General features: G+C 60.8%; 13 protein-coding genes and 1 pseudogene. 9 read left to right on the top strand and 5 right to left on the bottom strand.

What is annotated here, in order from left to right; genetic code table 11:
- Positions 1-105: 105 nt before the first annotated feature.
- The 4 genes and pseudogenes from HEP69_RS09025 to HEP69_RS09010 all read left to right on the top strand — a co-directional run bounded on the left by HEP69_RS09025 (position 106) and on the right by HEP69_RS09010 (position 2,855).
- A complete protein-coding gene (locus HEP69_RS09025) occupies positions 106-984 on the top strand; it encodes a DUF1403 family protein (protein WP_290558188.1) in 879 nt (292 codons plus the stop codon).
- A gap of 3 nt (positions 985-987) precedes the next feature.
- On the top strand, positions 988-1,581 hold the full coding sequence (locus HEP69_RS09020) for an SMC-Scp complex subunit ScpB (protein WP_290558187.1): 594 nt from the start codon (positions 988-990) through the stop codon (positions 1,579-1,581).
- Positions 1,582-1,796: 215 nt separating this feature from the next.
- Positions 1,797-2,057, top strand: a pseudogene (locus HEP69_RS09015) (transposase); the annotation flags it as partial.
- A gap of 318 nt (positions 2,058-2,375) precedes the next feature.
- Positions 2,376-2,855, top strand: coding sequence for a MarR family transcriptional regulator (locus HEP69_RS09010; protein ID WP_290558186.1), 480 nt, complete (start codon positions 2,376-2,378; stop codon positions 2,853-2,855).
- Positions 2,856-3,154: 299 nt separating this feature from the next.
- Here the strand turns inward: HEP69_RS09010 and HEP69_RS09005 are convergent, their stop codons facing one another.
- The 5 genes from HEP69_RS09005 to HEP69_RS08985 form a co-directional block, all read right to left on the bottom strand.
- Positions 3,155-3,787 carry a glutathione S-transferase family protein gene (locus HEP69_RS09005; RefSeq protein ID WP_028288632.1) on the bottom strand — a complete coding sequence of 211 codons (633 nt, stop codon included), beginning with the start codon at positions 3,785-3,787 and terminating at the stop codon, positions 3,155-3,157.
- 20 nt (positions 3,788-3,807) lie between these two features.
- Complete coding sequence (locus HEP69_RS09000; protein WP_028288633.1) at positions 3,808-4,704, bottom strand: NAD(P)H-binding protein; 897 nt, start codon at positions 4,702-4,704, stop codon at positions 3,808-3,810.
- Between the two features lie 28 nt (positions 4,705-4,732).
- Entirely contained in the window at positions 4,733-5,230 is a 498-nt protein-coding gene (locus HEP69_RS08995) for a luciferase family protein (protein ID WP_036540313.1), read from the bottom strand.
- Positions 5,231-5,238: 8 nt separating this feature from the next.
- Entirely contained in the window at positions 5,239-6,054 is an 816-nt protein-coding gene (locus tag HEP69_RS08990; protein ID WP_028288634.1) for a class III extradiol ring-cleavage dioxygenase, read from the bottom strand.
- Positions 6,055-6,119: 65 nt separating this feature from the next.
- Positions 6,120-6,527, bottom strand: coding sequence for a DoxX family protein (locus HEP69_RS08985; RefSeq protein WP_084178541.1), 408 nt, complete (start codon positions 6,525-6,527; stop codon positions 6,120-6,122).
- A 131-nt stretch (positions 6,528-6,658) separates the two neighbouring features.
- Between HEP69_RS08985 and HEP69_RS08980 the strand changes: the two genes are divergently transcribed.
- From HEP69_RS08980 to HEP69_RS08960, 5 genes are all read left to right on the top strand, one after another.
- Positions 6,659-7,012, top strand: a complete 354-nt coding sequence (locus tag HEP69_RS08980) for a helix-turn-helix domain-containing protein (protein ID WP_232237129.1) — start codon at positions 6,659-6,661, stop codon at positions 7,010-7,012.
- A gap of 237 nt (positions 7,013-7,249) precedes the next feature.
- Positions 7,250-7,852, top strand: a complete 603-nt coding sequence (locus tag HEP69_RS08975) for a TetR/AcrR family transcriptional regulator (protein WP_036540318.1) — start codon at positions 7,250-7,252, stop codon at positions 7,850-7,852.
- A gap of 72 nt (positions 7,853-7,924) precedes the next feature.
- Positions 7,925-8,476, top strand: a complete 552-nt coding sequence (locus HEP69_RS08970; RefSeq protein WP_245737674.1) for a TetR/AcrR family transcriptional regulator — start codon at positions 7,925-7,927, stop codon at positions 8,474-8,476.
- 13 nt (positions 8,477-8,489) lie between these two features.
- Complete coding sequence (locus tag HEP69_RS08965; RefSeq protein WP_245737675.1) at positions 8,490-9,611, top strand: efflux RND transporter periplasmic adaptor subunit; 1,122 nt, start codon at positions 8,490-8,492, stop codon at positions 9,609-9,611.
- A gap of 31 nt (positions 9,612-9,642) precedes the next feature.
- A complete protein-coding gene (locus tag HEP69_RS08960; protein WP_290558185.1) occupies positions 9,643-10,284 on the top strand; it encodes an efflux RND transporter permease subunit in 642 nt (213 codons plus the stop codon).
- The last annotated feature ends 89 nt before the right edge of the window (positions 10,285-10,373 follow it).

Raw genomic sequence — 10,373 nt, 5'->3', positions numbered from 1 at the left:
ACGCCCGATAATGCAAGATTATTGGACATGAGTGAAACCAGCAGAGCGGAGCGGTTAACACAGTATATTGTGGCACAAAGCGCCGTGACGCGATAGTGTGGTGGCATGACCTATGCCCGCGACGCCTTTGACAATATACCTCGTTTGCCCTCCTGGGTCACCTCCGGGCGGGCGGAAGCCCCTGAAGATGTGGCGTTTTTGTCCGGTGCGGTACTGAGCTACCTGCATCTTGTGTTGGGCCGGGAGGATGTCCCCCAGAGCTTGTTGCGGGAGCGCCTCGCGCTGCGGGCGGCAGAGGCCTGCGTGACGTATCAGGGACGACCGGAACGGGCAGGCGAGTTGCGCGATGCGGTGCAGTTCCTGCAGCCCGGCGATCAGCCCGGGCCTGCAGGCGAGATCTATCTGTCCTGGCGGCGGGTCGTGGAGCGGCCGGTCTCGGTCAAGGCGCTTCACCGGGCGCTGCCGAACGTCGATGCAAATCAGATCGCCATTTGGTTGGATGCGGGGCAGGGGGCACCGGTCGCGCGTGCAGCATCGGTCTTGGAAGTTGTCCTGGAAAATCGACCCCGCGATCAAACTGCTGCGCTGCTCCTGACCGAAGCGGCGCTGGCGCAAGCGCTCGGGTGGGCGCATGTCGTGCCGCTGCTGGGGCTTGGTCTGAAACGTGGCGATTTGCGGAAGACCGGCGCGGAGCTTCGGTTGGCTTGTCATCGGGCAATCTCGTCGGCAGCGACAGAGGCGACGCGGGAGACCGCCGACCTGACGCGCCGCGCGGCGCACTTGAAGGCCGTGGCGCCGAGGCTCCGGGCCAAGGGAGCTGAACAGGCCGTGGCGCTGTTCCTGATCCGGGACTCGGTCGCGCCAACGGCACTGACCTCGCTGCGGTCAGATCGCGCCGCGCGGCGGTTCTGCGACCGGCTGGTCGCGCTCGGTGCTGTTCACGAACTGACCGGGCGCGACACGTTCCGGCTCTACGGGATCTGAGCGATGGCGAAGGATCACGCCGACCAAGAACTTGACCGCGAGTTGGCCGACCTGCCGCCTGAGTTGCGCTGGCGGGAATGGATGCGCCGGATCGAAGCGGTGCTGTTTGCCAGCGCCTCACCGGTGCCGCGCGAAGACCTCGCGCGCGTGGTGGGGCAGGGGGCCTCGGTCGACATGTTGACCGATGATCTAGCCGCCGACTTGGAGGGGCGGTCCTTCGAAGTGACGAAGGTGGCCAGTGGCTGGATGTTGCGGACGCGGCCGGCCTATGCGCCCGCGATCCGGGCGGCGTCCAATGTGGGCGAGCAGGACCTCGATCTCCGAGAATACGATGTCGCCGTGCTGGCCGCCATCGCCTGGCACCAACCGATCACACGGGACGGGCTGAAAGACATCTTCGGCAAGGAGATCAGCCGCGATCTGATCGGGCGGCTGCACGCGCGCGGATTGATCGGGACCGGGCCGCGGTCACCCCGGCGTGGCGCGCCTTACACTTTCGTCACCACCGAACAGTTCCTCGTGGCCTTCGATCTGGAGACGCTGCAGGACCTGCCTGATCGGGAGCAGATGGAAGATGCCGGGTTGGCGGAAGGATGACCTTTGAGCGGCAAAGTCACCCGCTCAATCGCTCCAATCTGACCCATCCGTGAGTTATAGAATGGCATTCTATAACTCACGACGAGGTGGCTGGTCTTGATCTCAAGAGTAAGGGATCATCCTCAATCTGTGTGGCAGAACTACCCTGAGATATTACAACTTGGGGAAAAGATTGGTAAGCGCCCCGTTGATACCGCAGCTTATGCGGCTTGACTGTCGTTCGCGGACGTCGGGCAGCTCCCTTACAAGCCTGGATCGACGACGCGATCGACACCAACCTGGTGTCCATCATGCGCTTTGCCCGAACGCTCCATCGGGATATCGATGCAGTCAGAAACGCAATCGAAATGCCGTGGAGCAATGGCCAAGCGGAAGGTCAGATCAACCGGCTGAAGACCCTCAAACGAGCAATGTACGGTAGAGCAGGCCCGGAACTGCTCAGAGCACGAATGCTACCTCTCCGCCACACAGATTGAGGATGACCCGATTTAAGGACAACGCGACACCAATTAAGGGCAACGCGACACCAGCTGAGCGCCCGGCGCGTTGGCTTGAGAGAATGGAAAATGCATGCGCGACCGCGATGCGGGACCTCGACGATATCGAGCTATGGGTGGGACGAGCCGAAAGCATGATGTTCCCGCTTTCTGGAAAGACACCACCAGCTTTGCGCGCCGTGCGGCCAATCCCGCGGACCCAAACAGCGTCAGTGCGCTCAATTTTTTCTGAACATACTGGAAGATTCGGTGATATGCTTTATCTTGTCAGCATCGGGGAATACCGGGAGGCGAGATGTGAGCAAGCCCGACAGGACAAGCGCTACCGAAGCGGCGCGGGCGGATTTCATCGAAAAGATCGGCGTGATCGCACAGACCGAAGGCTTGCCACGGATCGCAGGCCGCATCCTCGCGATGCTCCTCTATGATGGAGAGCGCGTTTCCTTCCGGCAACTTGCCGACGCGTTGCAGGTCAGCCGGGGAAGCATCAGTTCCAGTGTACGGATTTTGGAAAGCCAGCAATTGATCAAGCGAGTTGCTAAGCCAGGCGACCGGCAAGATTACTTCCAGGTGGTCGATAATGCCTTCGCCAACATGGTCGAGGCATCGGCCTCACGCGCCCGACGTGCCGCGGCGGATATTGAAGAAGAGTCCCTGAAGGTGATTCCGGCGTCTGAGATGGGACCACGAGCCCGGGTGGCCGATTATGCCGCCTACTACTCTGCAATGGCTGAGGGTCTGGACACGGCTGCGAAGGCCCTTCGAACGGGCAAGTAAACGTAAAAATCGTGCTTGAGCCGCCATGACGTGGCGTCATAAGAGGCCTTTGCTGATGTCGCGTGGCCAATAATTTCAGGTGAGAAATCAAACGAGATCCATAACCAAGGTTTACCGTTAAGTTTGACAGAGCCCACTGATACATACCCTTAGCGCGGAAACTCTATTAATCCGGGATGAGGCGTCGCACCTACATCCCCAGGACCGCCGCATCGTTTCCGGCTCATTTCGAAATCAGATGGGCAGACCGGTCGGAGGACTTTATTAAAATCGACCAAACACCCGCGGCGGGCGCGAGGTCAGGCAAAGAGCGCTAGAAGCGGTGCCATGGCCTTTTGCCAGCTGTCACGCGCTTCAAGCCGGTCGATCCAACTCGCAACTCCTGGGTACTGGTCCAGTGAAATCCCGGCTTGATCGCGATACATGAAGGTGGTCGCAAGATAGAAGTCGGCAAGGCTGAGTGTGCCTGCGATCCAGTCCTTGCCGTCGAGTCCGGTTTCCAGAACGGCAAGGAACTGATCGGTCGCTTTCTCTTCCGCTTCGACCACAGTCAGATCGGGATCGCCCATGCCGAATTTCTCTTTGAGAAACAGCTCAAAGGACAATTTCTGCATCGCCGGGCCAAGGTGGATCGCTTGCCACCAGGTCCATTGATCGACGAGGGACCGCGCCTTGCGGCCCTCAGGATAGAGGCCCGCCTCGGGCCGAAGCCCCGCCAGATAGGCACAAATTGCCCGGGATTCCCAAAGCACGAAATTCCCGTCCTCCAAGACGGGTACCTTTGCATTGGGATTGCGAGCGAGAAATTCCGCCGCGCGGTTGTCCCCGGCCCGGATGTCGACCTGGACGATTTCGAGGTCCACGCCCAGTTCGTGTGCCACCGCCCGCACACGCAGCGCATTGGGCGAGAAATTCGCGTTGTAGAGTCTCATGATTTTGTCCGCCTCTATAGTTACTGCGGCGCCCGAAGAAGCACCGCCCGGTTTTCGGTCAGGAAATCGGCAACCGACTGTCCGGACTTGCCGGTGAGCGTCTCGAGATCGTCGCTGGCCACATCAAGGTAGCCTTCGGCGGTTGCCTGGTCGAAAGAGACGAAAACACGCGCCATGAACTCGGGCAGGCCATTTGCGATCATCGCCTGCACCATGTCTTCGGCCGGCATCGGAATGTAGGGGATGTCCTTGCCGGCGATGTCCGACAAAAGCGCCGCGATATCGGCCTGGCCGATGGATTCGGGCCCGGTGATGTCCAGCACCTCGCGGCCGGTCGCATTCATCAGCGCGGCAGCGGCGGCGCGGGCGCAGTCGGCGCGCGTGACGTAACTCGCCCGTCCGTCCCCTGCCGCGGCAATGAGCTGCCCCATGCCGATCGCCTGCGGTCCGCTCATAAGCAACATATCCGTATAAAGGTTGTTGCGAAGGATCGTGTAGCTGGCGCCGCTTTGCTCGATCAGCGTCTCGGTGTCCTGATGATCCTTGCTGAAAGTGATGGGGCTTTCGGGTACCGGGCTGGCAAGCGAGGTATAGACGATGTGGTCGATACCCGCCTCGCGTGCGGCGGCGATCGCATTGGAATGAGCCGCGAGCCGTTTGCCCGGCTCCAGATCGTCGGTGGAGATGATCAGGATCCGCTTGCCGCCCGCGATGGCCGGACCCAGTGTTTCGGGCGCGTTGAAATCGCCTTGGCGAACATCCACCCCTTTGTCCCTAAACTCGGCGAGTTTGTCGGCGTTGCGCGTGACCGCGATGATCGGATCGGCGCCCGCCTCGATCAGTTGATCGATTACCTGGCGTCCAAGCTGGCCGGAGGCGCCTGTGACGATAAATGGTCCGTTCTGAAAGCTTGCCATGGGCGTATTCCTGTTCCTTGAGAGAGAGTCAGCCGTGGATGTGAACCTGCGCGGGGTTGGCCAGCTTGCCGCGGGCGAAGTCCCAGCTCGTTGTCAGGATTTTGATCATGACGTCGACCTCTGACCTACCGCGCGGCGCATAGGCCATGACGGCATTTGCCGGGATGTGTCCGGCCGACGCCATCGGGTGCGGTTCGCCCCAGCCCTTGGCGATGAGTTCCTCGACCGCCGCCAGCGGCAGCATCATGTGCGACGAACCGTCATAGGAGGGATGCACATGGGCAAATTCGCGTCCGATCATGAAGGCTTCACGCGGGCCGCAGGCATGCGCCACCGGCAAGACCAGTGCTTCGGCGCCAGGCACCGAGATGCCCGACCGACAGCGCTCGACGAAGGGCAGGGCGAAGGCCTTCTCCTTGAAAAATGCGTGGATCTCTGCCGAGGAGTTCTGCGACACCTGCTCATGCGGGGCGCAATCGGTGGTGTCGGGGCGCGGGCCCTGCCGCAGGGGAAGTTCGAAGGTCATGGTTGGTCCTATCCAAATCTGAACGCGCTTTCGACCGCGCCCAAGACGTGATCCTCGAGGGACTTTTCCCCTCGATCCGCAAGCGCGGCCCCGGCCACGACGTGCAACGGGATCAGATGTTCCTCGCGCGGATTGGCGTCGCGTGCGCCGGGCGCCTGCTCCCACTCGGCCAGCATGGCATGGCGCACTGCGGGGTCTTCATGGGTCACCGCACTCGTGAGCCATCGGTCAAAGTCTCCGCCGTACACCGGGCCGTCCGGTCCGCCCCTCATCGCCCGCATCATCTTGCCCATGTTGTGATAGGTATTGCCGGATCCGATGATCAGCACCCCTTCGTCGCGCAAGGGCGCCAACGCGCGACCGACGGCAAGATGCGCCTCGGGGTCGAGATCGTCGCGCAGGCTCAATTGGACGGTGGGGATGTCGGCCTCAGGAAAAGCCACCTTTAGTGGAACGAATACCCCGTGATCGAAGCCACGCGCGGCATCGGCCCCGGTTTGGAACCCCGCGTCTTCTAAAAGTGCGCGTACGCGGGTCGCCAGCGCGGGCTCGCCCGGCGCGGGCCAGGCCAGCTGATAGGTATGCTGCGGAAATCCCTGATAGTCGAACAGCAGAGGCGGGGCGGGGTTGGTCTGCAAGGTAAAGATCCGCTCTTCCCAATGGCCCGAGATCACGAGCAGCGCCTTGGGCCTTGCCGGCAGGCTCGCAGGCAAGTCCTCAAGGAATCTGCGGTGGCGATCCCAGGCGTCAGGCGGGTTCCAGTCCATGAAGAAACAGGGGCCACCCCCATGGGGAACAAACACTGTCGGCTGTTTTTCAGTCATGTTGTCGTCCTTTTGTACCCCAAAGTCCGAGGCTATGGGCGGCGCCGTGGCAACTCCGCAGCAGATCAGGTTGGCGCTGCCGGAACTGCCGGTGCATAGGCCGACTTGACCGCACGCACGCGATTGGCGGTCAGCCACGAGACGATCAGGAGTACCCAGGTCGCCAGAGCCGGCGGCCAACCCGGATCGCCTGCGCCCACATGGGCCCCGAAGGCGAGCACCAGATGCCAGAACATTGCCGCATAGGCCCAATCTGCCAGCACCGCCGAAGGGCGCCAGAGGATCACAACCGCACCGACGATCTTCAAAATTGCGAGTGGCCAGATGATGTATGTGGGATAGCCCAACACCTCGCGATACATGCCCGCGACCATGTCGTGGGATGAGATGTAGAAGGCCGCCGCACCCAGATAGACCAGCGCCACAAGGCCGGTCGCGATCCAGTAGACATATTTTGCCACGTTGTCACTCACTGCCGCTCTCCCGGTTTTCGACGGTTGTTAGGCTGTCGGTTTCCATGTAGTATCATTAGGTGCCTTACTTCATCAGTTAAAGTAGGCACTTTAAAGTAACTTACTTTCGTGGGCTGCGAGGGCTATCCACAATGAAAAGCGTCCAACTAGCTTCCTGCCCGATGGAGGCGCTGCTGCGTGTCATCACGGGACCTTGGACGATCTATATCCTTTGGGTTCTGTCCGAACAGGGTCCACAGCGTTTCGGCGCGACCAAACGGCTGGTGCCTGGAATTTCCACCCGGGTCCTGACTGAGAGGCTGAGAATGCTGGAACATGCCGGCGTGGTCTGGCGCGAGCAGGCCATGACCATCCCGCCCGCTGTCACATACGGGCTGACTGAACGCGGCGCGGAGCTGCGCGGTGTGCTGGACACCCTTGGATCCATTGCACGCCGCTGGGAGGCGGAGGGTGCTTTCGACGGGACGGCACGCTCGGCGGAATGATGACGTCCGTCCTGTTCGCGGAATAATCCCGCGCCAGAAAGCGCCGCGAACGGAGCACGGCCCGAAGCTCATGACGAATTGAAAGCCGCGTTGGGTATGCCTGACAGGCGGCACTCACTCCGAACGATCCGCCCAGGTTTGCGGCTTGCCGCCACATAAAAATCAATCTACTGTACCGACTAGACGGTACAGTCAAGTTTGAAATCCCGCAATGCTGCACAGGACAGGAAGAACGAGATGCGCGAGAGAAAAATGGCCGAGGTTTTGTTCGGCGCGCGCGAGGTCTTCTTCCGGTGCGGTTATGAAGGCGCCACCGTCGATGCCATTGCCGCCGAAGGGAAAGTGTCGAAGGCAACAATGTATTCGTATTTCCCGACCAAGGAGCAGCTGTTTCTAAGCGTCGTGGAATCCGAATGCGGTCGGCTTGCGGAAGAGATCCTCCGACCCTTGTCCGCAGGTCCCGAGCCGCGCGCCCAGTTGGAAAAACTTGCCCTGCGCATGATCGATCTCGTTCTGGACGAAACCTACATCCGCCTTCTGCGGACGTGTATCGGTGCCACCGAGATGCTTCCCGAGGTCGGGGAGGTGTATTTTCGTGCCGGACCGAAACGGGCACGCGAACTCATCAGTAAAGTTCTGGAACGCCTTTCCCGGGAAGGCGCGCTTGAGATCGACAATCCCCCGCGTGTTGCGGATCACTTCATACATCTTTGCGTTTCTGGACTGTTGATGCCACGCCTGCTGGCGGTGCAAAGAACAGTCGAGCGGGACAAGCATGCGGCCGATGCAGTCACTGCATTCCTGCGACTCTACGGGAGCGGACATAGAGTAGAGCTCTGAACTGACCTTGCTTTCCGACAACGGGGCAATGCTCCAAATCTCTCAATAAAATTGCCGAATGGACGGTGAATAATGACCATACAATCCAGAATGCAGGCAAAGAATGCGTCTCCAAGGATCCTCGGCGCTGCGCGGGCAATTGCGCACAGAGAGGGCGCGGGAAAGATTACGATCGACGCCGTCGCGCGTGAGGCCGATCTCAGTAAAGGCGGGGTCTTATACAATTTTCCGACTAAGAGAGCGCTTCTTGCCGGGCTGCTTGATGAGATGCTCGCAGAACATCGCGAACGCCTGGCATCAGTCCCGGAAGATCGCAGATCCCGCACCTTGCGCGGGCACCTGGAAGCGATCGTGCAAGCCAGAGCCGTCGATGACGACCTCTCGATGGCGATTCTCGCGGCTGCCGCGTCAGATCCGCGGCTGCTCGATCCGCTACGGGCTGAACTGACCGGCGACCTTGAGCGTATCCTGTCCGACACACAAGACACTTCGGGTGCTATGGTTGTCGTCCTAGCGATCCAGGGACTTCGGTTCCAGAAACTTCTGGGCCTTCCCGACGGTGGCGCGGGTCTCAGGGGGCGCGTCATCGAGCAATTGAGGGCCATGATTAATGAACTCGAATAGAGAGACACGAAGTTTGAAGCGGATCGTTTTTGTTATTGCGGTAGCGGCCGTGTCGGCCGTTGCCGTGCCGTTTGTTTCGCCGTTCCTGACCGATGTGCTGGCCCAGACCGCGACGAACACCGTGGAGGCAGAAGTCGACACAAGGCCTGCAGCGAGCGTGGAGCGACCAGTCACGGTCGAAGTGACCCGTGCGCTCAATCGCGTCGTAAGTCAGTCTCGCACCGTTGCAGGCCGCGTTGAACCTGCTCGAACGGTGGACCTTGCGTTTCAGATACCCGGGCAGATCATTCGCCTTGAGGTTGAGCCCGGCGACACGATTCGCGAGGGCGAGGTGATCGCGGAGCTCGACCAAATCGATTTCGAACTCGCCGTCGACCGGGCTCAGGCGTCCTACGACCTGGCGAATTCCGAACTCGCGCGCGCCTCGGACCTCGCCGATCGTGGCGTGGCGTCCGACGCGCGCCTCGACACGGCCCGCGCGCAGTTCTTCCAGGCAGAAGTCGCGCTCCGCGAGGCCGAGCGGCGCCTGTCCCAAACGAAAATCGTCGCGCCATTCGACGCGATTGTGGCGCGCACCTTCGTTGAAGAATATGTCAACGTCACGTCGACCGCGCCTGTCGCGCGTCTACAGGATGTCAGCGAGATGCGGCTCGTGATCTCCCTGCCAGAGGAACTTGCGGCCATTGCGCGGTCGGCACCCGATGCCTTCGAGATCGTTGCAACTTTTCCGGCTGTTCCGGGTTACACCGCGCCTCTGGTGCTTCGCTCGTTTGCGACCGATGCCGACCGGACGGCGCAGACCTACGACGTGGAATTTGCGATCACGGGTGATATCGACCCGCGTCTTTTGCCCGGAATGACCGCGGATGTGCGCATCTCCATCGCCGCTGAGGAAGATCGCCGGCGCTCCGTGATCGTTCCGGTCTCGGCGGTGGACACGACCAGCCGAACCGAACCGTCCATCTGGATCTACGAAGAAACGTCCGGCCAGGTCGAGCGTCGGACGGTCCGTCTGGGCCTTCCGATCGACAACGAGATCGTCGTTCAGGATGGCGTGGAGGCCAATGAATTGGTTGTTTCCGGCGGCTGGTGGCGGCTCAGGGACAATCAGACCGTGACAGTTTCTGGGCTCTGACCCCGGTTTTCGGCAGGACAAGAATAAAAACATGGCACTCAGCATCACACGAGCGAGCATCGAGCGTCCTGTGGCGGTCTGGCTCACCATCATCTTCTGCGTTCTCGGCGGCTATTGGGGGCTGAATACGGTCGGCCGCCTTGAAGACCCGAGCTTCACCCTCAAGACGGCACTCATCTTCGTGCCGTATCCCGGCGCCACGGCAATGGAGGTTGAAGAGGAGGTCGCAGACGTCGTCGAAAACGCGCTGCAGCAGATGAAGCAGCTCGACCGGGTGGAATCGAAATCGATGCCGGGCATGGCGCAGATCACCGTCGAGATCGAGATGACCTATGGCCCGGACGAGATCCCGCAGGTTTGGGACGAGATGCGCCGCCGCATCAGTGATATCGAGGGGGATCTTCCGGCAGGGGCGCAACCGCCCATCATCAATGACGATTTCGGCGACGTCTATGGCATGTTCTATGCGGTGACGACCGAAGGTCTGAGCCCATCGGAGCAAAGGGACTTGGCCACGACGCTGCGGCTCGGGCTGGTCGGGGTCGTTTGCGGGAGAGGGCGAAATCCTACGCTAAGGCTTTGGCCAACGATATTCTCCGGTAAGATTGATGTGTTCCCAGGGGATAGGAGAAGTCGCTTGATATCTAGTATACCGTCTTTGGCCCCTGCTTAATCGCGGGCCGGATAGATAAATCACGTGTGACCCCTTTTCCCCTCCCGGTTCCACACGCGGAAAAGCCCCAAAAAAAACCGCCCGGGGGG

Source organism: Aestuariivita sp., assembly GCF_021404545.1.
In the GTDB taxonomy this organism is placed as follows: Bacteria; Pseudomonadota; Alphaproteobacteria; order Rhodobacterales; family Rhodobacteraceae; genus Aestuariivita.
Note: the sequence above shows the minus strand (reverse complement) of the source record. Positions and strands in the feature narration are given on the sequence as shown.

Bases quoted from the DNA above. Each gene is read 5' to 3' on its own strand.
- HEP69_RS09025 (WP_290558188.1), top strand. From the start codon at position 106: ATGACCTATGCCCGCGACGCCTTTGACAATATACCTCGTTTGCCCTCC.
- HEP69_RS09020 (WP_290558187.1), top strand. From the start codon at position 988: ATGGCGAAGGATCACGCCGACCAAGAACTTGACCGCGAGTTGGCCGAC.
- HEP69_RS09005 (WP_028288632.1), bottom strand. From the start codon at position 3,787: ATGAGACTCTACAACGCGAATTTCTCGCCCAATGCGCTGCGTGTGCGG.
- HEP69_RS09000 (WP_028288633.1), bottom strand. From the start codon at position 4,704: ATGGCAAGCTTTCAGAACGGACCATTTATCGTCACAGGCGCCTCCGGC.
- HEP69_RS08995 (WP_036540313.1), bottom strand. From the start codon at position 5,230: ATGACCTTCGAACTTCCCCTGCGGCAGGGCCCGCGCCCCGACACCACC.
- HEP69_RS08990 (WP_028288634.1), bottom strand. From the start codon at position 6,054: ATGACTGAAAAACAGCCGACAGTGTTTGTTCCCCATGGGGGTGGCCCC.
- HEP69_RS08980 (WP_232237129.1), top strand. From the start codon at position 6,659: ATGAAAAGCGTCCAACTAGCTTCCTGCCCGATGGAGGCGCTGCTGCGT.
- HEP69_RS08975 (WP_036540318.1), top strand. From the start codon at position 7,250: ATGCGCGAGAGAAAAATGGCCGAGGTTTTGTTCGGCGCGCGCGAGGTC.
- HEP69_RS08970 (WP_245737674.1), top strand. From the start codon at position 7,925: ATGACCATACAATCCAGAATGCAGGCAAAGAATGCGTCTCCAAGGATC.
- HEP69_RS08960 (WP_290558185.1), top strand. From the start codon at position 9,643: ATGGCACTCAGCATCACACGAGCGAGCATCGAGCGTCCTGTGGCGGTC.